This is a genomic window from Bradyrhizobium sp. Ken64, assembly GCF_055807555.1.
The window spans coordinates 50008-72452 of sequence record NZ_JBVVPA010000004.1 but is presented as its reverse complement, the minus strand read 5'-3'; the positions used below and the strand labels follow the sequence as shown (position 1 = coordinate 72452).

At 64.1% G+C, this 22445-nt stretch carries 20 protein-coding genes and 3 pseudogenes; 12 read left to right on the top strand and 11 right to left on the bottom strand.

Annotated elements, in window-relative coordinates:
• Positions 1 to 196: 196 nt before the first annotated feature.
• The 3 genes from AC0L2F_RS08585 to AC0L2F_RS08575 are packed head-to-tail and all read right to left on the bottom strand — an operon-like array spanning position 197 to position 3204.
• Positions 197 to 1234, bottom strand: a complete 1038-nt coding sequence (locus AC0L2F_RS08585; protein ID WP_473248111.1) for a methyltransferase — start codon at positions 1232 to 1234, stop codon at positions 197 to 199.
• 24 nt (positions 1235 to 1258) lie between these two features.
• A complete protein-coding gene (locus AC0L2F_RS08580) occupies positions 1259 to 2233 on the bottom strand; it encodes a Bug family tripartite tricarboxylate transporter substrate binding protein (RefSeq protein WP_473248110.1) in 975 nt (324 codons plus the stop codon).
• Entirely contained in the window at positions 2230 to 3204 is a 975-nt protein-coding gene (locus AC0L2F_RS08575) for a DUF1127 domain-containing protein (protein WP_473248109.1), read from the bottom strand. The genes AC0L2F_RS08580 and AC0L2F_RS08575 overlap by 4 nt, the downstream gene beginning before the upstream one ends.
• A gap of 164 nt (positions 3205 to 3368) precedes the next feature.
• Here AC0L2F_RS08575 and AC0L2F_RS08570 point away from each other — a divergent pair, with 164 nt between their 5' ends.
• A complete protein-coding gene (locus AC0L2F_RS08570; protein WP_473248108.1) occupies positions 3369 to 4970 on the top strand; it encodes a winged helix-turn-helix domain-containing tetratricopeptide repeat protein in 1602 nt (533 codons plus the stop codon).
• Positions 4971 to 5094: 124 nt separating this feature from the next.
• Positions 5095 to 5394: pseudogene (locus tag AC0L2F_RS08565) on the top strand (winged helix-turn-helix domain-containing protein); the annotation flags it as partial.
• A gap of 393 nt (positions 5395 to 5787) precedes the next feature.
• Here AC0L2F_RS08565 and AC0L2F_RS08560 read toward each other — a convergent pair.
• Complete coding sequence (locus AC0L2F_RS08560; RefSeq protein ID WP_473248107.1) at positions 5788 to 6549, bottom strand: SDR family NAD(P)-dependent oxidoreductase; 762 nt, start codon at positions 6547 to 6549, stop codon at positions 5788 to 5790.
• A 166-nt stretch (positions 6550 to 6715) separates the two neighbouring features.
• On the opposite strand from AC0L2F_RS08560, the gene AC0L2F_RS08555 reads away from it, so the two are divergent.
• Positions 6716 to 7054, top strand: a complete 339-nt coding sequence (locus tag AC0L2F_RS08555) for a response regulator (protein ID WP_063994532.1) — start codon at positions 6716 to 6718, stop codon at positions 7052 to 7054.
• Positions 7055 to 7074: 20 nt separating this feature from the next.
• Here the strand turns inward: AC0L2F_RS08555 and AC0L2F_RS08550 are convergent, their stop codons facing one another.
• The 3 genes from AC0L2F_RS08550 to AC0L2F_RS08540 form a co-directional block, all read right to left on the bottom strand.
• Positions 7075 to 7284: a hypothetical protein gene (locus tag AC0L2F_RS08550; RefSeq protein WP_007604976.1), complete on the bottom strand. Its 210-nt coding sequence runs from the start codon at positions 7282 to 7284 to the stop codon at positions 7075 to 7077.
• A gap of 15 nt (positions 7285 to 7299) precedes the next feature.
• Positions 7300 to 7473, bottom strand: coding sequence for a hypothetical protein (locus tag AC0L2F_RS08545; RefSeq protein WP_007604975.1), 174 nt, complete (start codon positions 7471 to 7473; stop codon positions 7300 to 7302).
• Between the two features lie 73 nt (positions 7474 to 7546).
• On the bottom strand, positions 7547 to 8926 hold the full coding sequence (locus tag AC0L2F_RS08540) for a TAXI family TRAP transporter solute-binding subunit (RefSeq protein ID WP_473248106.1): 1380 nt from the start codon (positions 8924 to 8926) through the stop codon (positions 7547 to 7549).
• Positions 8927 to 9205: 279 nt separating this feature from the next.
• Here AC0L2F_RS08540 and AC0L2F_RS08535 point away from each other — a divergent pair, with 279 nt between their 5' ends.
• The 5 genes and pseudogenes from AC0L2F_RS08535 (at position 9206) to AC0L2F_RS08515 (ending at position 15553) form a co-directional block, all read left to right on the top strand.
• Positions 9206 to 10831: an amidase family protein gene (locus AC0L2F_RS08535; RefSeq protein ID WP_473248105.1), complete on the top strand. Its 1626-nt coding sequence runs from the start codon at positions 9206 to 9208 to the stop codon at positions 10829 to 10831.
• A 162-nt stretch (positions 10832 to 10993) separates the two neighbouring features.
• Entirely contained in the window at positions 10994 to 12148 is a 1155-nt protein-coding gene (locus tag AC0L2F_RS08530; RefSeq protein ID WP_473248104.1) for an acyl-CoA dehydrogenase family protein, read from the top strand.
• A 207-nt stretch (positions 12149 to 12355) separates the two neighbouring features.
• Positions 12356 to 13108 carry a hypothetical protein gene (locus tag AC0L2F_RS08525; protein WP_473248103.1) on the top strand — a complete coding sequence of 251 codons (753 nt, stop codon included), beginning with the start codon at positions 12356 to 12358 and terminating at the stop codon, positions 13106 to 13108.
• 49 nt (positions 13109 to 13157) lie between these two features.
• Positions 13158 to 13386, top strand: a pseudogene (locus AC0L2F_RS08520) (acyl-CoA dehydrogenase family protein); the annotation flags it as partial.
• Between the two features lie 202 nt (positions 13387 to 13588).
• Positions 13589 to 15553: a methyl-accepting chemotaxis protein gene (locus tag AC0L2F_RS08515; RefSeq protein WP_007604970.1), complete on the top strand. Its 1965-nt coding sequence runs from the start codon at positions 13589 to 13591 to the stop codon at positions 15551 to 15553.
• Between the two features lie 41 nt (positions 15554 to 15594).
• Here AC0L2F_RS08515 and AC0L2F_RS08510 read toward each other — a convergent pair whose 3' ends face one another.
• A complete protein-coding gene (locus AC0L2F_RS08510) occupies positions 15595 to 17799 on the bottom strand; it encodes a putative bifunctional diguanylate cyclase/phosphodiesterase (RefSeq protein ID WP_473248102.1) in 2205 nt (734 codons plus the stop codon).
• Between the two features lie 120 nt (positions 17800 to 17919).
• Positions 17920 to 18177: a hypothetical protein gene (locus AC0L2F_RS08505; protein WP_473248101.1), complete on the bottom strand. Its 258-nt coding sequence runs from the start codon at positions 18175 to 18177 to the stop codon at positions 17920 to 17922.
• Between the two features lie 49 nt (positions 18178 to 18226).
• Here AC0L2F_RS08505 and mepA point away from each other — a divergent pair, with 49 nt between their 5' ends.
• From mepA to modC, 4 genes are all read left to right on the top strand, one after another.
• Positions 18227 to 19171, top strand: a complete 945-nt coding sequence (gene mepA / locus AC0L2F_RS08500; RefSeq protein WP_007604967.1) for a penicillin-insensitive murein endopeptidase — start codon at positions 18227 to 18229, stop codon at positions 19169 to 19171.
• A 229-nt stretch (positions 19172 to 19400) separates the two neighbouring features.
• Positions 19401 to 20183 carry a molybdate ABC transporter substrate-binding protein gene (gene modA / locus AC0L2F_RS08495; protein ID WP_473248100.1) on the top strand — a complete coding sequence of 261 codons (783 nt, stop codon included), beginning with the start codon at positions 19401 to 19403 and terminating at the stop codon, positions 20181 to 20183.
• 11 nt (positions 20184 to 20194) lie between these two features.
• The gene (gene modB / locus AC0L2F_RS08490; protein ID WP_007604962.1) at positions 20195 to 20890 is read left to right on the top strand and encodes a molybdate ABC transporter permease subunit; all 696 of its coding nucleotides are present in this window, start codon (positions 20195 to 20197) and stop codon (positions 20888 to 20890) included.
• Between the two features lie 2 nt (positions 20891 to 20892).
• Positions 20893 to 21555, top strand: a complete 663-nt coding sequence (gene modC, locus AC0L2F_RS08485) for a molybdenum ABC transporter ATP-binding protein (protein ID WP_473248099.1) — start codon at positions 20893 to 20895, stop codon at positions 21553 to 21555.
• A 190-nt stretch (positions 21556 to 21745) separates the two neighbouring features.
• Here the strand turns inward: modC and AC0L2F_RS08480 are convergent.
• Positions 21746 to 21916, bottom strand: a pseudogene (locus tag AC0L2F_RS08480) (GntR family transcriptional regulator); the annotation flags it as partial.
• Positions 21917 to 21934: 18 nt separating this feature from the next.
• The gene (locus AC0L2F_RS08475) at positions 21935 to 22195 is read right to left on the bottom strand and encodes a PepSY domain-containing protein (RefSeq protein ID WP_007604956.1); all 261 of its coding nucleotides are present in this window, start codon (positions 22193 to 22195) and stop codon (positions 21935 to 21937) included.
• Positions 22196 to 22445 lie beyond the last annotated feature (250 nt).

Below are 22445 nucleotides of genomic sequence, written 5' to 3'. Positions count from 1 at the left end.
ATGGGGATGGGTTCGGCGTGGTATGTTGAGGCCGGACAACAAAAGTGCGAAAACAACCCCATGCACAGTAGACGGCCCCTTGTCAGCATTACGCTTTTTCGATTTTGCGAAATTCGCTTGCCCCGTCGGGCAAAACACTGGCATCATGCCATCGTGGCAAGCGGTGTGATCGGCAGGGCCGAAAACGCGACGCGGCTCATTGAGACGCGGTAGTTGGCGCATTCAAAACCTTTCTGAATTGGACCAGACTGAACGCGCCGATGCTGCTTGTCCCGACAAAGGCGAAGCCGGCCAGGATGGCCAGCCTGCGATACGCGGCTTCCGTCCGCTCGCAACCGCCAGGTCCCCTCAGCATATTGAGGTCGCTCATTGCGCAGGAGCGGTCCTGGCTCCCGGTCGTGACAGGGTCCGGCATGATCCGCTCGATCACAATCAACGTGCCGCTGGCCGGCAGCGCGTCCCGGCAGTTGCGCAGAATGACCTCGCAACGCTCGTCCTTCCAATTGTGGAGGATACTCTTCATCAGGATCGTATCGGCGCCCCCCGGAACCCGTTCAAAGAAACTGCCGGCGACGAACCGGCAGCGATCGGCGATGCCAAGCCGATCAAAATGCGCACGCGCTCCCGCCTCGCAGCGCGCAAGGTCGAAGGCAATGCCCTCAAGATGCGGGTTGCGCTTGAGCACGCCACCGATCAATTCGCCGGTGCCGCCACCCAAATCCATGACAACGCGCGCGACCGCGAAGTCGTGGGCTAGAACGATCTTTGGAACGATGGTCCTGGTGAGACTGACCATCGCAGCATTAAACACGCGATTCCGTTCCGGCGCATTGGCTGTCGCGGCATAGCGATCGTCGCCATCGCCGCGCAACTCGCCCGCGCTCTTCCCGGAGCGCACCGATTCGACCAATCCATTCCAGGACTGCGCGAGCATCTCGCCCTCAAAGAGAACCCAGTCCTTGAACGATGGGTCGGCCGTCTCATCGAGCTGCCGCCCGAGATCGGTCATGGCAAAGCGATCCCGGTCCACCTGCCTGCAGAGGCCAAGTGTCGTCAGGGCAACGAGCAGTCGGCGCAGCGCGCTTTCATCGGCGGACACCAGCCGGGCGAGTTCGGCCAGCGGTTTCGCCTCATCTCCGATGGCTTCGGCGAGATTGAGCCTCGCCGCAGTATAGATCACCGCGGTTATGCGATGCGACTGCACTAGATCAAGCACGGATACCGGCCCGCTCATGTGTGCCTCCTGTCAATGCCGCGCTCAATCGGACGGGACGAACCCCGTTTCCTGTACGATCGCCTTCCACCGGTCGGATTCCGATGCGATCAGCCGGGTGAAGTCTTCCATCGCGATCGCATCGGGCTCGACGGCCAGCTTTGCCATGCCGGCCCTGACCTCGTCGGTGCGCACGGCCGCCTGGATCGCGGCATTGAGCTTATCGACAATCGGCGCCGGCGTCTTGACCGGAACGAAGAACGCAAACCATGTGAGGTCCTCGAGCGACGGGTATCCGGCTTCTCGGACCGTAGGTACCGTCGGAACGAACGGACAGCGGCGCGGCCCGGTGGTCGCCAGCGCGCGAAGATCTCCAGACTGGACAAGTCCGAGCGAGCTGCCGATCGGCATGACGGTCGCTGCAATCACGCCCTTGACCAGATCCTGAATCGCGCCAGCGCCTTGATAGGGTACGTGAAGAAAATCGAAGCCCGCGCTGCGGCCCAGCATCGCACCGAGAAAATGCAGCGTGGTTCCGGCGCCCGGCGTACCATAGGTGGCAAGCTTCGGATTGGCGCGGCACCAGGCAACGAAATCCGCCAGCGTCTTGACATCGCCCGGTACCTTCGGGCCGACCGTCAGCAATGTCGGGGTCGAGGCGACGGTCGACACCGGGGTGAAATCACGCGGCTGGTACCTCAGCGTCTTGTAGACGTGCGGAAAAAACATCATGAAGCCGAGCGGCGCGAACAGCATGGCCGATCCGTCGGCATCGGCGTTCTTCACCGCCTCCACTGCGATGCGACCGCCTGCTCCTGGCCGGTTCTCGACCACGATGGTGTCCGCATAGCCGCTCATCTGTCCGGCCACAAGCCGCGCCATGGCGTCCTGGAACCCGGGCGAGAAGCCGTTCAGAATGTGCACGGTTTTCGAAAGAGGCTGTGCGAGCGCGCGCGGCACAGGATACGTGGCCGCGAACGCGGCAGCGGCGGTCGATAATACGTCACGGCGCGTGATCATTGCCTGTCTCCCTGACCAAGCCGAGCGTTTCCGCGCGGGCTTTTCCTTTCGAAGGTGACCAGCGCAGCAGCTTCCGCAGGTACGGACGTATCGGGTCGCACGAACACGAAGCGGGACATCGTAGATATCTGAGTGTCGTCGCTGCCGTCCTGGCCGATCAGGATGAGGCCTGCTCCGCCATTCGCCACCGACAGAACAACCGCTTCACCCGCCCATGTCCTGACAGGTTCCATCCCAATGATGAGAAACTCACCGACCGGCTGGTCCAAATACTGGAGTCTCAGCTGCGGCGCGATTTCGGACGGCGCAAGGGCAAAACCGAGCTCTTGCGCGCGCACATAGATTGCCCGGAGCGACGTTGTCTCGCCTTGAAAGCCCAGCTCGGCAACGGACACAGCAACGAGCGCAACCTCCGCCTTCTTGCGGATCAATGTAAAGGCCGGTCGCGCCAGTATTTCAGTAGCCGAGTTTCCGACGCCGCACCCCATTGCACTCATCGCGTTGCGAAGAGCGAAAGTATCCGCGAACGTCCCGATCAGAATCGTCTTCCACACCAGGACATCTGCGGCGTGGCCGACCGGAATCGGCGATCCGAGAGCCGGCGGAGCTGACTTGACTGCCAGATGCCTCCGCAGGACGTGTTGAGCGGTGCATTGAGCCTCCGCGCGATCTGCGGAAATCAGGCCAAGCAAGTTGAAAAGCAGCAAGATCGCAAGCGCGTTGCCAACGCGCCAGTGTGTCGAACGATCGGGCATTGCGCTTCCTTGCCGCAAGGCGATGTAGTCAATACCGGCGCGCGTCGCGCCGAGATCCATCAGTTCCCGATCACTGAGGGCACAGAGAGCGATTTGTGCCCTCAGCAGTCTGCGGCGCTTCTCCCATGCGCTCCAGACCCGCAGGAAACAGTTGGGAGCTCGCTGCACGGGTGTGGCAGTCCGTCGCACCCGTGCAGCGCCATCGATGGCACTCATCGGCGATATCCCTTAGCGATGCCTCTACTGATGGCAGGCTGTCAGGATTGGGCCGGGCACGCTTGACGTGCAGCTTACATTTTCCTTACCGGCGGCTTATTCTTTACGTCCCAACTGGTGAAGGCAGCTTCATCCGGCGGAGTGTCGTCTACAGGAGTGGCAATTTGCGCTATCTCTTTGATGAACACGTGTTCGACACGGATCGGCGCGAGCTGCATCGCGGGGCTGATGTCGTTCCCGTTGCGCCACAGGTCTTCGACATTCTCGATTACTTGATCCGCAACAGGGAGCGCGTTGTCAGTAAAGACGACCTCATGAACGCCATTTGGAAAGGGCGTATTGTATCGGAGGCTGCGCTTACGACCCGCATGAATGCCGCCCGGACCGCAGTTGGCGATTGCGGGCAAGCCCAACGCCTGATCAAGACGATCCCGCGTAAGGGCTTCCGTTTCGTCGGAGCCGTCCGGGAAGCACCGTCGCCAAATTCTTTGGCAGCCGTCCAATACCAGCCAGAAACGGCGACCGCGCCCCTCCCACTCCCGGATAAGCCCTCTATTGCCGTCCTCCCTTTCGTCAGCCTCAGCTCCGATCCGGAACAGGAGTATTTCGCAGATGGCATCGTGGAGGAAATCACGATGGCTCTCTCTCGCTTTCGCTGGCTGTTCGTGATCGCGCGCAATTCGAGTTTTGCGTATAAGCGCCGGGTCGTTGCTTTAAAGCAGGTTGGTCGCGAGCTTGGTGTGCGCTACGTCCTCGAGGGTAGCGTGCGTAAAGCCGGAAATCGAATTCGAATCGCGGGACAGCTTATCGATGCCGAAACTGGCGCACATCTCTGGGCAGACCGCTTCGAGGGGCCGATCGAGGATATGTTCGATCTGCAGGACAGTCTGACGGCCAGTGTCGTCGGCGCGATTGCCCCGAAGCTGCAGCGTGAGGAGATCAAACGGGCAAGGCGCAAGCCTACCGACAGTCTGGATGCCTACGACCATTACCTGCGTGGGATGGCGAAGGTTCGTTGGTCCAACGACGCGAACACCGAGGCACTGCAGCTATTTTGCAAGGCGATCGAACTCGACCCTCATCTGGCCTGTGCCCATGGCTTGGCCGCCTGGTGCTATGTTCGGCGCAAGGCGAATGGCTGGATCAGCGATCCGGCAAAGGAAATTGCGGAAGCCACGCGGCTAGCCTGGAGGGCGGTAGAGCTGGGGACAGATGATCCATTTGCACTATCTGTCGGCGGATATGCACTGGCCTTTATAGCCCATCAGTTCGACGACGCCGCGGCTTTCGTGGACCGGGCGTTGGCTGGCAACCCCAACTTCGCACAAGCATGGTCCACCAGTGCCTGGTTGAGGGTTTGGCGAGGGGAGCCAGACCTCGCCCTCGAACACGCTGCATATGCCATGAGGCTTAGCCCGCTCGACCCGCCGATGTACTACAATACTCAGGGGGCCATGGCGTATGCGCATTTTCTGGCGGGCCGCTATGATGTGTCTGCGTCATGCGCTGGGAGCGCTTTGCGCGGTCGTGCCAATTTCCTGCTTCTGACCTGCGTTTCTGCGGCTAGCAACACACTCGCAGGGCGGCTCGACCGCGCACAACGATCCGTCTTGCAAGCTCTCGAACGCAATCCCGATCTGCATGCCAATCTCAGGAATCTGGCACCGTTTCGCCGAGAAGACGACTTCGCAGTCTTCGCGCAAGCCCTTTGCGAGGCAGGCCTCGCAGAAAGGCACGACGCTGCCAACCCTGACCGGGCGGACTGATGCTCGCTGCTTACATTATTCCTGCCGAAGGCCTATTGTCCGCAGAGAACTGCTCCCGCACCCTCGGAGAATAGAGGGCAGGCTTGGGACTGGTGCCGAGCGCTAGTTCTTCGAGGACTGCGCGTTGGACACCGAGCGGCGCGAATTGCGGCGCGGACCCGATGTCGTGCCGACGGCCCCCCAGGTTCTCGATGTGCTCGCACATCTGATCCGCAGCCGGGATCGCGTCGTCAGCAAAGACGATCTCGTCAACGCGATTTGGAATGGCCGGATCGTATCCGATGCGGCGGTGACGACCCGGCTGAACGCCGTCCGACGAGCGATCAGTGACTCCGGTCAGCAACAACGTCTTATCAAGACATTTCCACGAAAAGGCTTTCGTTTCGTCGGCGCTGTGCAGGATGAGGATCGACGACCAGGAGCCGCGGCAGCGATTACGATCGCGGTTACCTCTGCAAACGCTGTTGGCGAACGGCGATCCGCTGGATGGCCGCAGTATCAGAGGTCGTTTAAGGCTCGTCGGCAGCGTGCTGGCGTCGGTCGCCGCCATCGGCGCAATTGTCGGCGGCCTTGCGGGATACTGGAATGTCTGAAAGACGGTCCGCGCTGACGCAAAACGGAAAGCTCAAAATATCCAGGCACAACCGACAGTCAGGCCCGAGATCGCGCCTCCTCTCTCTCATCGTGTTGCCCTTCGCCAGCCTCAACAACGATCCAGCGCAGGAACCTTTTGCCGACGCTATCTCGACAGATTTGACGACCGATCTCGCGCGAACGGCCGCCACTACCCATCCTGCGCGCATCAGGCGAATTGCTTCTACGCCGGAGGCAGCGTCACCCCGGTCAACCCGCCCAGTCTGTCGAGAAGCCTTTCCTGAAAATCGGGATCGGTCGCTTCGTGCGCCGGCTCCTGTTGGCGGAGGTCATGCCAGTAACGACCGCTGACCAGGGCGGCGGGATCATCGCTCACCGCCAGCCAGGTCTGCGTCCGTTGTCCGGTGGCCACGCCGACCGGCGCTCCGGCACCGCCCATTTTGGTGCGCGCCCAGCCGGGATCGACGGCGTTGCTCAGCACCTGCGGCCAACGCCGCGCCAAGGCAAAGGCCAGTGCGACCATGTGCAGCTTGCTCTCCGCGTACGCCTTGGCGGGATCCCAGGTTCGCCTCGTCCAGTCGAGATCGCCTAGCGATCCCTCTCCGCCGCGATGAAGTCCGCTGCTGAGATACACCAGGCGATCGGGGCGCTTCATCAGGGCGGTGAGCAAATAGGGCGCGAGCGTGTTGACCGCCAAAGTGGAGGCGTGGCCTTCGGGCGTCGGGCCGCGGCTGCGCTCGGTATAGACCCCGGCGTTGTGGATGACCGCGTCCATTCGTCCGATTGCGTTGACCTGATCTGCCAAATGTCTGGTCTGGGCGGCGCTTTTGAGGTCGCCGATCACGACCCGTGCGGATTTCGATTCAAGCCCGGCGATTGCCGCCGCGCGTTCCGCCGATCGTGCGTGCAGGACCTGTTCGAGGAGAGACTGGGCAGCCGCGCGGCCCAGACCGTCCGTGCTGCCCGTGATGAAGACGATTGCCATTGCCGCTCCTGTCCGGTCCCCGCTTCGGCGCCTGCGTCGAAAGCTCAAGGAGAATGCAACATGTTCGACTGATCATGCCGTGGCGCAAGGAGCGCCGAACGAAGACATCACAACCGAACAATCTTCCAGGACGCGCATTAACATTCGATAAGTGGGGAATGACCGCATGTCGAATTTCGTCATGCTGCTGGTCGAGGACGACTCGCTCCAGCGCGAAGTTCTATCCGACCTTCTCAAGGACGAAGGGTTCGAAGTCGTCGAATGTGCCACCGCGGAAGCGGCGGAGCTTATCGTCGCGTCCACGGGCAGGGAGCTGCGGGCGCTCATCACCGATCACAACCTCGCGGGAAGAATGACCGGGCTCGAGCTCGCAGAGTACGCGCGCAGTGCTCATCCGGGGCTGAACATCGTGCTGATGTCGGGGACGGTGATGGCGCCGCTGCCGCCCAATACGACCTTTTTGCGCAAGCCGTTTGCGCCCGCCCATTTGCTGGCGGCCGTGTAGAATCAGAATGCCCTTGAGGGTCATCCGCCCGAATTTTCCGCGCCGACGGCGTTCTCGCTTTCCGGCACCGTCAGCCGGACGGAGTGACCCTGCCGCATGGCGAGCGATGCCGCGGCCACAGCCGCCTCGAAGGCGGCTTCCTTGGTCTGGTAAGTGTTCCGGATTTCGCCATCGTGGTCGACGTGCCAGGCACCGTCCGTGCCAACGATATCATAGGCTGCGAGGCCCATAGTCTATCCCTCCTTTCATGCGTCCGGCGTCGCCTTGGACGCCTGGGTGCTGCTCACCGGGTCTGACGCCGGGAAACTATCCTTCAAGCCCTTGTCCAGCTCGTCGTCCCTGGCCTTGTCGCGTCGGATGCCACGCTTGAGATCTTCCGCGTTCTTGTCCGGCGGTGCCGGATCGAATTTCTCGGTCATGCAAGTGTCCTTTCGCTACCTCAAACGCCTTGAGCGCCCGACCGTTCCTTTCCAGGAACCAGAGCCAGTATCGCTACCGCCGCGCGGCGAGCACGTTCGAAGGAGGAATTTGCAACGCTGCGCGCCTCTCGCTGAGGGCATGATCGAACAGTTCGAGCACCAGGCCGAAGGCTGCCAGTTCCTCCTCCTCGATGGCGCCGTCATCGTAGCAGCCAAGTGTTTCGACGATGATGGCGTCGACCTCCTGCTGCATGGCCAACAGTTCGTGGTCGAACTCCGCAGTGCGCACCTTGGAAACCAGCGCCAGAATCCTGTTGCGATGGCCAGTGTTCTCGTCGCGTTCATCCCGATTCAGATATTGACGCAGCCAGGCGCCGGCCGAGCCGATGCCGGAGAGAAGCAGGAGCGCAAACCAGAAATAGTCGCCGTATCTGTCGAGGAAGGTGCGCTCGGTCCCGTCGATCACGGCCGCCGCTCCCCGGTGAACCGGCAGCTCGGCTTCTTTCTCGGTGTCCGGCTTGGTGATCTGCGCAGCGCCAGGCACCTGCCTGGCAATCGCCTGGCGGAGGGCGAATTGCTGGCGGTAAAACGCCGCCACTGTCGTTTCGGACAAGGCATTCCGCGCGACGATCAAATGGCTGACACTGACGGTCTCAACCTTGTCATCCGGCCGGGCTGGACTCGCATTGAAAATGCTTGGCGGAATTTCCTCCGATTCATAACGAGGATGCTTCAGGGCGATGGCTTCCGACGCGTCGATCGCGAGAAATTTCGGCTCGCCACGCGTCCGGGCGGTCGCGGCAATCGCGTCGGCGGTTATCTTGCTATCGAGCGGACCGACAGCCATGAAGGCGTCGAGGCTCGGGTCACGCGCCAGCTCCTCAAGCTGGCCCGTGCCGAATTGAGCGACCGTGACCTTGTCCGGCTCCACACCGGCGGCGCTCAGGATGACTCTCAGCAACGCGGCGTTCGCCGGGGTCGCGCCGATCACCCCCACCTTGTGCCCCGCGAGATCGGCGACCTCCTTGATTTTCGGCGCCGGCCTTCGCTTGGAGCCCTTGCCCGCAACTCCCGAAGAAGACCACAGCACGACGAAGTTCTTGCGCAAGATGACGACTGTTTGCGCGTCGGCCGGCATTTCCAGATCGCCGCGACCCACCGCAAGGTCGGCCTTGCCGGCACCGAGCAGAGCGAGAGCTTCGGCAGCCCCGGCGGTCGTGATCGGAGACAGCCTCACGGTCCTGCTCTCGTTGGCAAAGGCCTCGGTCATCGCCTCGATCACTTTGTGATCGTTGCTTCCCGGCGGTCCGACGGCAATCCGAAGAGTTATCGGCCGCAGCGCGTAATACAATGTACCCGCAGCGGCACCGAAAGCGAGAAATCCGATGGCTAAAATCAGCAGCAGGGTCTTCGTCTGTCTCCGCCCTCGGCGGGCTGCGTCACTGCGTTTCATCGGAGCATCAGACGAGGACATTTGCCGCTGCCGGTTGGAGGCCAAAATCGCTGCCTGTTTCGGAAGAGTATCATGCTGTTCTGGAAAACGATAATATCCGAGCAGCGCCAATAGTTTCTTGGGGCCGGCGTGAGCTCTTCGAGCTCGCGCCATCATCTCTGATTCCGCACTTCACGCAGCGATTGCCGGATTGACGGCACACCACCTTGATCGTCTTCGCCAAATAGACCACCATCGCGCGATTGACCGCTCACGGCAGAATGGGGCGAGGAAACGCGAATGTCCGAGCTTCCTGGATCTGGCCTGACTGAACGGACGCCGTCGGCGCTGACCATGCAGATGCTCGCGCACGCGCCGATGAGCGACATCATCGATGCCTTGGCCGGCGGGCGGATCACCGCGAGGGCGCTGGCCGAATTCTATCTCGCGCGCATCGCGGCCTATGACCGCGACGGGCCTAAACTCAACTCGGTCCGCGCACTCAATCCCGATGCGCTCGCGGGCACGCTCGACGGCACGAGGCCGTCGGCCCAGCGGCCGCTGGCGGGCGTGCCGATCCTGCTGAAGGACAATATCGCGACGGGCGACGAACAACCGACCACGGCGGGCTCGCTGGCGCTGGAGGGCGCGCGCGCCAGGGATGATGCCACCATCGTCAAGCTGCTGCGGCGCGCCGGCGCGGTGATCCTGGGCAAGGCGAACCTGACGGAGTTCGCCAACATGCTCGCGATCGACATGCCCTCGGGCTATTCATCGCTGGGCGGCCAGGTGAAGAACCCCTACGCACCAGGGCTGATGGACGAGCACGGCATCCCGGTTCTGACCCCAGGGGGCTCAAGCTCGGGTTCGGCGGTCGCGGTGGCGGCCGGACTGTGCGCGGCCTCAATAGGCACCGAAACCTCGGGCTCGCTGCTGTTTCCCGCCGGCCTGAACGGACTCGTCACCGTGAAGCCGACGGTCGGGCTGATCAGCCGTGCCGGCATCGTGCCGCTCGCGCACAGCCAGGACACCGCCGGGCCTATGACGCGCACGGTGCGCGATGCGGCGATGCTGCTGAATGTGCTGGCTGCCAAAGACCCGCTCGACCCAGCGACGCAAGAGCAGCGGCGGCCGGCCGACTACACCGCCGGCCTCGTCACCGACGCGATGAAGGGCGCGCGCATCGGCGTACCGAGCGATCCCGCTGACCCGCTGAACGATTGCTATTACGGCAAGCTGCCGGCCAAGTCGGCCAAGCTGATGGCTGGGGTGATCAAGGTGCTGGAAGATCTCGGCGCCATCATCGTGCGCGCCAGCATGCCAACTCTTGGCTGGATCGGTGGGCCGGGCACGACCATGGCCGTGCTCAACCGCAATCCGCTGAGCGCCCACAAAGGCACGGTCGCAAGGCCGCCGGTCGTCTTTCTGTACGAGCTGAAGCACGATCTCAATCTCTACCTGAGGGATTGGGCGACCAACACTGACATCAAGACCATGGCCGACATCGTGGCCTTCAACGCAGCGAACGCCGACAAAGCGCTGCGATTCGGGCAGGACCACTTTCTCGCCGCTGACTTGACCAGGGGCGATCTCAGCGAGCCCGAATACAAGTCCGCACGTGCCATGGACCTGCTCTCCGCCAGGACGCGCGGCATGGACGCCTATATGAACCAGCACGAGCTCGATGCGGTGCTATTCCCCGGCGCCTATGGCGCCGCAATCGCCGCCAAGGCAGGGTATCCCAGCGTCATGGTGCCTGGCGGCTTCGTCTCGGGGACAGACGACGGCAAAGACACGCCCGACTATCCGCTCGGCGTCACTTTCGCAGGGCGCGCCTGGAGCGAGCACAAGCTGCTGCGGCTGGCGTATGCCTTCGAGCAAGCAAGCAACGCACGCAAGCCGCCGCCGGCTTTGCCCGAGCTGTGATGTCGCCCGCGTCAGCGCGAGCTTGCGAGATCGAACCGTCATTCCGGAGCGCGCCAATTGGCGCCGGCCCGGAATGACGGTGGGACCAGCTTGATCCTCCCCGCCAGATAGACCACCATTGCCTCCTTACCGCTCACAGCAAGAATGGGCGAGGAAACGCGCATGAACGCAACTCCCGGATTTGGCCTCGTCGAGCGGGCACGCGCCATCCAGCCGCTGATCGCGGGCGAGGCTGACGAGATCGAGCGGTCGCGGCGGCTGACGCCGGCCGTCGTCGACGCGCTGATCGAGAACGGGCTCTATCGCGCGCTGCTGCCGCAGAGCCTTGGCGGCGTCGAAGCGCCGCCGGAAGCCTTCATGCAGATGCTGGAGGAGATCGCGAAAGTGGATGCCTCCACCGCCTGGTGCCTTGGTCAATGCACGGTCTGTGCGATGATCGCGGCCTCGCTCGACCACGACACCGCGCAGGAGATCTTCAATACGGCGCCGGGAATCCTCGCCTGGGGCGCGATCGCGCATGAGGCGCGCATCGTCGAGGGCGGCTATCGCGTCACGGCGCGCTGGGAGTTTGCCTCGGGCTCGCGGCAGGCGAGCTGGCTCGGCGCGCATGTCCGCATCGTCGGCGCGGACGGCGCGCCGCGGAAAAATGCCGACGGCTCGGCGGAGGTGCGCACCATCCTGTTTCCGGTCGCGAGCGCCGTGTTGCACGACGTCTGGCAGGCGATCGGGCTCGCTGGCACCGGCACCGATTCCTACGAGGTCGCCGACCTGTTCGTCCCCGAGCGCTTCACGGCATTTCGTGACGTGCCGTCCGCGCTACGCGAGCAGGGTCCCCTTTACAGGATCGGCACCGGCTCGACCTTCGGCCTCGGCTTTGCCGCGGTGTCGCTCGGCGTGGCGCGCGCCACGCTGGATGCCGCAATCGCGCTGGCGCGCGGCAAGCATCAGTCGCTGGCGGCCAGCGCCATGCACGACAACCCCGCGGTCCAGGGCCTGATCGGCCGCACCGAGGGCGACCTGCGGGCCGCGCGCGCCTATCTCTATGCGACGGCAAGTGCGATGTGGCGCGATCTCTGCGCGACCGGCGCCTTCAGCGCGGCGCATCGGAGCTCGGTTCGCCTCGCCGCGACCTGGACCATTCACCAGTCGGCCAAGGTGGTCGACACCGCCTATCACATGGCCGGCGCCACGGCCGTATTCCGCAGCAATCCGTTCGAGCGCCGGTTTCGCGACATGCACGCCATCGCCCAGCAGATCCAGGCGCGCGACACGCATTACGAGGATGTCGGTAAGATGATCCTTTCAGGGGAGCGCTGACGTCGACCAGTTTGCGAAAGTGCACGCACGCTGACCTATGTTGAGTTCGCCATCCGGTGTCTTCGCCGCTGAACCTTTGTAGATTTTGCCGGACCAATTTCTATAGCTACAAGAACAACAGCTTTCCGCTGTGACCGCGCCGACCATTTGGAAGTGATAATTCTGAATTTTTTATAGTGCGCTGCCTTTGCGCAAGAGAGGTCCATTATGGGCCGAACAGCTGGCAAGAAAGTCAGTTGCCATGCCATACGGCGCCATTCGCCGGGATGGTATCAACCTAGCATTCTCATTGTTGCCATCGTCTGCATCGCATGCACTGTCCTGTTCGCGAGCGAAGCTCTGGCTCAATGCTCGGCGCGAGACGCCCTACGAAATCACCTGAAGCTCAGGCAAGCGCCGTCTGATGGGCCGCAAGTCCCGATCAAATCCGCCGTCGATCACCCCGTGTGGAAGACGATCAGGATCGGGACGTTTGCTAACTTCTTCGCCCTCAGCAACGCTTTGGATGCGGCAGGTTGCGGCATCGGAAACTCGGCCGGCGAAATTCTCGCGCGACCGACGTTTACCGTCAGCGCCAAGACAACGAGCGTAGAGCTTTTCACGGTGTCGGCGGCCGACCTGGGCTTTCGGACCGACACGGCGTTGCTGGCGGACATTTATGCGCGGGCCAGACAGTTGGGTTTCGGCCTTGCGGCTACAGAAGTGGGACCACAACTGAGGCTTCAATATTTCGACCAGCCGATCGGTGAGTTTCTCATCATCGGAATGGAGCCAATCAGGACCTGGCAGGGCGCCCCCGTCATCTTGAATGTCGCCAATGGCGGCGCGGGACTCATCCTCATCGGCCAGGATGGCCGCGCCGACGCTCAGATCCCCGTGGCATCCCGTTTTGTATTCGTGCGGACCAACCAAACCGCTCCTGCCGAGGGGCATGAGGCCGTATCGCTTGTCGGTCACTGAACTTTCAACTGTGCGCAGGCTCGAGTAGCAAGGCGGCTCCTCCTGCGTGACCGGAGAAGGCGCCGTGAGGCGCAACGCGGCACGTCTCGCCGCGACCTGGACCATCCATCAAGCTGCGAGGAGCGTCGACACCGCCCAGGGTCGGCGCGACCGCCGTGTTCCGCAGCAATCCGATCGAGCGCCGCTTCCGCGACATGCATGCCATCGCCCAGCAGATCCAGGCACGCGACACGCACTATGAGGATGCCGGTAAGATGACCCTTGCCGAATACCGATAGTCGAGAGCGAATGACGCTGCGGCGCTTTGTCTCTCGTGACGACGAACGGCCGGGTCATGCTCTGCCCATGCGTTCACTGCATTGAGTCATGCAAACGGGCCGTAGCGATTTCCGTGGAAACACGGAGGCCAGCCGCCTTGTTGTTAAGCAATTTCTGGGACCGTTTCGCAAAGCAAGTTTTGGAAATGCCTGGGAATTTCAGATGTTCAAACTCAAGTCGATTGCGGCCCGCCTCGTTCTCGCCATCGCGCTCACTGTCGCGGTGGCCTGCGCCATCCTCTCCGGCTTTTCGATCACCCAGCAGCGGGCACTGACGCAGATGGCGCTCGATCAGCAGCTCAAGCTGCAATATGAGAGCGTGATCGCGGCGATCGACTACGAGGGGCGTTCGGCGCTGGCGGTCTCGTCCGTCATTGCGGCGCTGCCGCCGGTCGGCGACGCCATTGCCAGGGGCGACCGTGACAGCCTGACCACCCTGCTCGGCGATGCCAACAAGGCGCTGAAGGCGCAGGGCATCCCGCTGATCACCTTCCAGGTTCCGCCGGCGATCTCGTTCTTCCGCGTCCACATGCCCAAGTCCTTCGGCGACGACGTCTCCGGGCGCCGCGCCACCGTGGTCGAGGCGCTCAAGACCGGCCGCCAGATCGTCGGCGTCGAGCCGGGCCGCGAGGCGCTCGGCATCTTTGGCATGACGCCCATCGTACGGGACGGAAAAAATCTCGCCAACGTCGACGTCGGCGCAGCCTTCGGCAAGGAATTCGTCGAACGCGCCAAGAAGCGCTTTGGGATCGACCTCGCGGTCTATTCCGTCGACGGCAATAATCTGAACAAGCTGTCCTCGACCTTCGGCGAGAACGCGGTCGCAAAGCCAGACGAGTTGAGAGCCGCGATCGACGGCGCGCCGCTGCAGCGCGAGGCCGAGCTCGACGGTCATCCGGTCGCGGTCTATGCCGGGCCGATCAAGAACTATGCCGGCGCGCCGGTCGGCGTGGTCGAGATCATCAAGGATACGACCGAATACGAGGCCGCCTTCGCGGCCGCAGAGCGCCATCTGATCCTCGGCACGGTGGCGATCCTCGCCGCCGCCATCCTGTTGGCATTCCTGCTCGGACGCGGGCTGTCGCGGCCGCTCACCGCGATCACAGCCGTGATGAACCGTCTGTCGAGCGGCGATACAAGCGTCACAATTCCCGGCAGCGAACGCCGCGACGAGCTCGGCACTATGGCCAAGTCGGTCGACGTGTTTCGCCGCAACATGCTCGAATCCGTCGCGATGCGCGAGGCGCAGGAGGCCGACAAAGCCAAAGCGGAGGTCGAGAAGCAGGTGCTGCAGCGCCGGATGGCGGATCGTTTCGAGGCCGACGTCAAGGGCGTGGTCGCAGCGGTCGCCAAGGCGACCGAGGGCATGCAGAACGTCGCCGGAGAGATCACGTCCAGCGTCAACGGCACCTCACAGCGAGCCTCCGCGGCGGCAACCGCCTCCGAAGAAGCCTCAACCAGCGTCAACGCGGTCGCGGCCGCGACCGAAGAATTGGCCTCGTCGGTCAACGAGATCGGCCGTCAAGTCACCCATTCCAGTCAGGTTGCCAGCGGCGCGGTTGTGAAGGCCGCGGAGACGACGGAGATGGTCACGAGCCTTGCGACGGCTGCCGAGCGCATCGGCGACGTGTTGCGTCTCATCAGCGAGATCGCGAGCCAGACCAATTTGCTGGCGCTCAATGCCACGATCGAGGCCGCGCGCGCCGGCGAGGCCGGTCGTGGCTTTGCGGTGGTTGCGTCCGAAGTAAAGGGGCTCGCCAGCCAGACCGCAAAGGCTACCGACGAGATCGCAAGCCAAGTCACCGCGATCCAAGCCGCCACCGGCAATTGCGTCACGGCAATCTCCGGCATCAGCGACACCATCCGCGAGATCAGCGGCATCGCCACCACCATTGCCGCCGCGGTCGAAGAGCAGGGCTCGGCGACGCGGGAGATCGCCCGCAGCGTACAGCAGGCCTCCGCCGGCACCACCGACGTCTCCGCCAATGTCGCCGGCGCAAGCCAGGCGGCGGACCAATCGCGGGAGCTGGCGGGGAATGTGATGGTGGCCTCGGGTGAGCTTGGCGAGCATGCGTCGGCGCTGATGAAGAGCGTGGACACGTTTTTGGCGGGGCTGCGGGCGGCGTAAGGGACCCCGCAAGCGGGGGGCAGCGCCGGTCCAGCGACCGATCACGCCACCAGCGCGGCGTCCTCGTCTACTCCGTCGATGCCGCGCTGCGCGGCGAGCAGGCTGATGATCTCGGCGTTCGGCCGGGCCTTGCTGAACAGAAAGCCCTGGCCTTCGTCGCAGCCTTCGGCGCGGAGGCAGCTCAGCTCGGCTTCGGTCTCGACGCCTTCGGCGGTGATGGTGACGCCGAGGCCTTTGCCGAGGCTGACGATGGAGCGGATGATCGCCTGGGCCTCGCGATTGGCGCCGAGATCGCGCACGAAGGACTGGTCGATCTTGATCTTGTCGAACGGGAAGCTGCGCAGATAGCTCAGGCTGGAATAGCCGGTGCCGAAATCGTCCATCGAGATGCGCACGCCGAGCGCGCGCAGGGCATGCAACGTCGCCAGCACCTGGGCGCTCTTCTCCAGCAGCAGCGTCTCCGTGATCTCGAGCTCGAGCCGCCGCGGCGGCAGGCCCGAATGCTTCAGCGCATCCGTCACCACCGAAAGCAGATTGCCGCTGCGGAACTGGAGCGGCGACAGGTTGACGGCGACGCGGACGTCGTCCGGCCAGGTCGCGGCATCATGACAGGCCCGGCGCAGCATCAGGCCGCCGAGCGGATTGATCAGCCCGGTTTCTTCCGCGACCGGAATGAACTCGGCCGGCGAGACCATGCCGCGCTCGGCATGCGGCCAGCGCACCAGCGCCTCGAAGCCGGTGATGCGGCCGCTCTGGAGGTCGATCAGCGGCTGGTAGTACGGCCGGAGCACGTCGTTCTGGATCGCGTCGCGCAGCTCGACCTCGATCTTGCGGCGGGTCTGCGCTTTCGCATCGAGCGCCGCCTCGAAGAACGCGAACGAGCCGCGCGCATCCAGCTTGGCGCGCGACAGCGCCATGTCGGCGCTCTTGAGCAGCTTTTCGGAATCGTCGCCGTCGCCCGGCGCCATCGCGATGCCGATGGAGGCGCTGATCACCACGGAATGGCCGTCGAGCAGATAGGGATCGGCGATGGCTTCGAGCAGGCGCTTGGCCAGCAGCACCGCATCCTCGGGACGCGTCAGGCCGCTCTGCACGATTGCGAACTCGTCCGAGTTCAGCCGCGCCAGCGCGTCCTCCTCGCGCAAGGTCGAACGCAGCCGCTTGCCGACGCCGCGCAGCAGCTTGTCGCCGACCGCGTGTCCCAGCGTGTCGTTGACCGCCTTGAAATTGTCGAGCCCCAGCATCAGCAGGGCGACCTTGTCGGTGCTGCGCCTGGTATGCAGCAGCATTTCGTCGACCTGCTGGCGCAGCAGATTGCGGTTTGGCAGACCGGTCAGCCCGTCATGCTGGGCCATGAAGGAGAGCCGCGCCTCGGCGCGCTTGCGCTCGGTGATGTCCATCAGCGCGAGCAGCACCGCGGGCCGCTCGGCATAGGTCAGTTCGCGGGAATAGATCGCAAGGTCGATCAGGGCGCCGTCGGCCTTGACGTGCTTCCAGGTGCGTCCGGCCTGCTCCTCGCCGACCGAATCGGCGGTCCAGGGCGGCTCGCTGTCGAAAGCCTGAAGGGAACGGATCGTCAGCTGCTCGAACTCGGCGCGGCTGTAGCCGTAATGGGCGACCGCGGCATCGTTGACGCCGAGGATGCGCTCGTCGTCGAGTCCGCAGACGATCATGGGGACGGGATTGCCGTCGAACAGCAGGCGGAACGAGGCCTCGCGCTGCTTCAACTCGGTGATGTCGACGCGCAGGCCGACGACGCCGCCGTCGTCGGTCAGCCGCTCGTCGATCAGGATGACGCGGCCGTCCGCCAGCTTCTGCTCGTGGCGCGAGCCGGGCTGATAGAGCTTTTGCAGCCGCTCGGCGATCCATTCTTCCTCGTGGCCGGCGGCTTCCGGATAGTCGCCGCGGGCGACGCCAATGCGCAGCGTGTCCTCGAGGCGCGCGCCTTCCTCGAACAGATCGGCCGTCTTGCTGTAGATCTCCGCGTATTGCTTGTTCCAGAGGACGTAGCGGCCCTCGGCATCGAGAAACACGATGCCTTGCGGCAGGATGTCGATGGCCTGGCGCAGGCGCTCGTGGGATTTGCGCGCTTCCGCGATCGCGGCCTCAGCCTCGGCACGGCTGCGCAGAACTTCGTCGCGTTCGGACGGAAGATGAGGGGCGCGCGCAAAGCGCGGCTTGCGCGGGTGCCGGCCGCCGAGCGCGCTGCCCTTTCGCTTTTTCGGCTTTCGAAACCCCAAACTCAACTTCACTCGTCCCAGTCGCGCCCAGCGACCGCAACTCTTGGGGCAAGTGTCTGAAAAAAAGGTAATCTTGGGTGGCATCGCGGTGGGACGCACGGTCTGGCAGTCTCGAAAAAACAACCCTCATTGCCCGTTTGCAAGGCGCAGCAGTGCCGATGGGCGCTCCAGGCGCATCGCGTCGTCGTCTTCGGAGAACGAGATGGCGCAAATTTGCGCGCCGCCTTGAATCATTTCCGGGATCGCGCGCGATTGCATGCAGAAGGGGGGGAGCACGCGTCCCGCGCACGAATTTTGGTCAATGGATGAGAGGGTTATCGCGCCGTTAAAAATCGGCCGGCCGACGCACTGGGAACTGCGACTTTGAGGCGATATTTCAGCCAAGGGACTGTTTCTTAACCCTGACGCGGTGTTGGGCTATAAGGATGTCAGCATGAGTCCCCGCCGCCTCGCCCCTCTCCTCCTCGTCATGACGCTCCTGGCCGCCGGCGACGCGCTGGCCCAGGACAAGGGCAGCGTCAACCCAAAACCGCTGCCGCCGCTCGCCAATCCGAACGATCCCAGTATTGGCGCCAAGGAGCTGTTCGCGCGAAAGCTGCTGCCGTCGAAGGGACCGGCGCACGTCATCGGCTCCTACACCAAGGGCTGCATCGGCGGCGCCGAGCAGATGCCGCTCAACGGCGACAATTGGCAGGTGATGCGGCTGTCGCGCAATCGCAACTATGGTCACCCCGCGATGATCGCGCTGATCAAGCGGCTTGCGGCGAGGGCGCACAAGGACGCGGGATGGCCAGGCATCCTGGTCGGCGACATCGCCCAACCGCGCGGCGGGCCGGCGCTGTCCGGCCATGCCAGCCACCAGATCGGCCTCGATGCCGACATCTGGCTGACGCCGATGCCGGACCATCGGCTCTCGCGCGAGGAGCGCGAGGATATGTCGGCGGTGATGATGGTGCGGCCGGACCGGCTCGACATCGATCCAAAGGTGTTCACGCCGGGCCATGTGCTGGTGCTGCGCGACGCGGCGCAGGAGCCGGCGGTGCAGCGCATCTTCGTCAATGCCGCGATCAAGAAGGCGCTCTGCCGCGACGCCAAGGGCGACCGTTCCTGGCTGTCGAAGATCCGGCCGTGGTGGGGCCACGACTATCATTTCCACATCCGCATGCGCTGCCCGGCGGGCGCGAGCGACTGCGAGGGCCAGCCGTCGCAATCCGACGACGAAGGCTGCAAGCCCTCCGATCTCGCCTATTGGTTCAGCGACGGCGTGCTGCACCCCAAACCGCCGCCGGAGCCGCCGAAGCCGAAACCGCCCATGACGCTGGCGCAGATGCCGGCGGCGTGCAAGGCCGTGCTGCACGCGGGCAATGCGAAGCCGTAAAGCCTCCGCGGTCGTCCCCGGGATGACGAATCCCTGGTTGGCGCCATGCGAACCGTCGCCTTTGACCTGTTCCGCCACCCTGTTATGATGACCCAGCGATCGCTTGCCGGACCGTAAGTCCGTCGGGCTTGCCGGAACAGCGCTTCCGCCGGTCGCAAGCCTCATTCAACCAACGCCGTCTTGCGCGCGCCGCCTTGCGTGCCGTGAGCGCGCGCATGGAGCGCTTCCGATGTCCCGCCTTTCCGTGCTTCTTTCGGCTTTGTTCCTTCTGGCCGCGGGCCTTTCGCCTGCTAGAGCCGAGGACAAGACCATCACCGTGTTCGCGGCAGCCTCGATGAAGAACGCGCTCGACGAAGTCGACGCCGCCTACACCGCCAGGACCGGCGTCAAGTTCAGCGTCAGCTATGCCGCAAGCTCCGTGCTCGCCAAGCAGATCGAGCAGGGCGCGCCGGCCGATGTGTTCGTCTCCGCCGACACCGACTGGATGGACTACGCGATCTCCAAGAAGACCATCAACGAGCCGACCCGGGTCAATCTGCTCGGCAACAGCATTGTGCTGATCGCGCCGAAGGATTCCAGGCTCGACAACGTCCCCATCGCGCAGGGGTTCGACCTCGCAAAACTCGCCGGCGACGGCAGGATCGCGACCGGCGACGTCAAATCCGTGCCGGTTGGGAAATATGCCAAGGCGGCGCTTACGAGCCTGGGGGCCTGGCAGGCGGCCGAGCCGAAATTCGCCATGGCCGAGAGCGTGCGTGCCGCGCTGACGCTGGTCGCGCGCGGCGAGGCCAACCTCGGCATCGTCTATTCCACCGATGCCAAGGTCGAGCCCGGCGTGAAGATCGTCGGCACCTTCCCGGCGGATTCGCATCCCGCGATCATCTATCCCGTCGCTGCGACCACGACTGCAAAGGGCGAGACCAGCGACTACCTCGCCTTCCTGCGCTCGACCGCCGCCAAGACCATTCTTGAAAAATTCGGTTTCAAGTTCCTGATCAGCCCCTCGACTTGATTTGCGATTTGATGCTCGACATCTCTCCCGCCGAATGGACGGCGATCCTGCTCTCGCTCAGGGTTGCCGTGATCGCTACGCTGGTGGCAACGCCGTTCGGCATTGCGCTGGCATGGCTGCTCGCGCGGCGCGATTTCTGGGGCAAGTCGGTGCTCGATGCGCTGGTGCATCTGCCGCTGGTGCTGCCGCCTGTCGTCACCGGCTATCTGCTGCTGCTCACTTTCGGCCGGCGCGGGCTCGTCGGCGGTTTCCTGGCGGACCATCTTGGCATCGTCTTCGCCTTCCGCTGGACCGGTGCTGCGCTTGCCTGCGGCTTGATGGCGTTTCCGCTGCTGGTGCGTCCGATGCGGTTGTCGATCGAGGCGATCGACCGCCGGCTCGAGCAGGCCGCCGAGACGCTCGGCGCCACTCCTTTCAAAGTGTTTTTCACGGTGACGCTGCCCTTGGCGCTGCCCGGCGTGCTCGCCGGCATGGTGCTCGGCTTTGCGAAAGCGATCGGCGAGTTCGGCGCCACCATCACCTTCGTCTCCAACATTCCCGGCGAGACCCAGACGATTTCGTCCGCGATCTATTCGCTGATCCAGACCCCGGACGGCGACGCCGCCGCGGGACGGCTCGTGATCGTCTCGATCGTGCTGGCGCTCGGCGCGTTGATCGCCGCCGAATGGTTCGCCCGCCGCGCCACCGCGCGCCTGCACGGGAATTGATCATGCTCCGTGTCGACATCGAAAAGCAGCTCGGCGAGTTCTCGCTGTCCGCCGCCTTCGCGAGCGAGGGCCGCGTCATCGGCCTGTTCGGAGCGTCGGGCGCCGGCAAGACCTCGCTGGTCAACATGATCGCGGGACTGCTGCGGCCCGACCGCGGCACCATCGTGGTCGACGGCGAGACCGTCGACGACAGCGCGGCCGGCATTCATGTCCCCACCTGGCGCCGCCGCATCGGCTATGTGTTCCAGGATGCGCGGCTGTTTCCGCATCTCAACGTCGCGCAAAATCTCGACTATGGCAGGCGGATGAACGGCCTCGCGCCCGATCCGGCGCAGCACAAGCGCGTCATCGAGCTGCTCGACATCGGCGCGCTGCAGGGTCGCCGCCCCGGAAAGCTCTCCGGCGGCGAACGCCAGCGCGTCGCGCTCGGTCGCGCGCTGCTGTCGAGGCCGCGCCTGCTGCTGCTCGACGAGCCGCTCGGCGCGCTCGACGAGGGTCGCAAGCTGGAGATCCTGCCCTATCTGGTGCGGCTGCGCGACGAGGCCAACGTCCCCATGGTCTATGTCAGCCACGACGTCGCCGAGCTGCGCCAACTCGCGACTCAGATCGTGATGCTGAAGCAGGGCCGCGTGACGTCGTTCGGCGGGGTTAAGGTGTTGACGTGAGGGGGGGCGTTGAGCAGGCAACGGTTGAGGCAAGCCGCCGGCCCACCCTCCGCCGTCGTCCTGGCGAAAGCCAGGACCCATACCGCGTGATCTATCAGCGGCCGGTGGTGTGCGTACCAGCGAAGAAAACGTAACTGCCGGTGTTCGCAAAACTACTCCCCGGGGTAATGGGTCCTGGCTTTCGCCAGGACGACGTTGGGGCGGGTTCGTAGACCGAGACCATCACCGAGGACCGGCTGAGCAGATCGGCGAGGAAGTGCGTCAGCTCAGAATTGCCGAGCGCCTCGACGAGATGAACGTGGAGCGCGCCCGACAGCCGCACCGAGGCGGCGCGGTCCCCGCGCGTTGCGGCGGCGCGCTCTGCTACCGAGACCCGCCACTACCAACCGCGATCGACGTTACGCACCTCGCCCGTTCGAGCGTCCACATCGACCTCCATCCAGCGGCCGGCGCGATCACGGCCTTCGATCTGCCATTCATCGCCGAGGAACTCGGTGTGCGAGACGGTCATGACGCCGATGTCGGTGGCGACGTCGAGTGCGACCTGCATCGATATCTGGTCGCCGGTGTCATAGGCCATCGCAGGCGCTGCCGATCCGAGGCCGATCGCAATGATCGCCGGCAAGATGAACTTTTGCATGGATTACTCCTGTCAGGTGCGTTTACGCCGCTAAGAACGAGCGGCATCACGGAGCGTTCCGGGAGCAGCCGTCACGAAGACGCGCAAATCTTCGGCGGTTGCGGCGATTTGGTGGCGGTTCCCGCGCCGTCGCCACCGCTCTCCGCCGTCGTCCTGGCGAAAGCCAGGACCCCCAGGGAGGAGTCGTTGGAACAGATCATCACCACCAGCATTCGCAAAACAGCTGGCGGTGGTTATGGGTCCTGGCTTT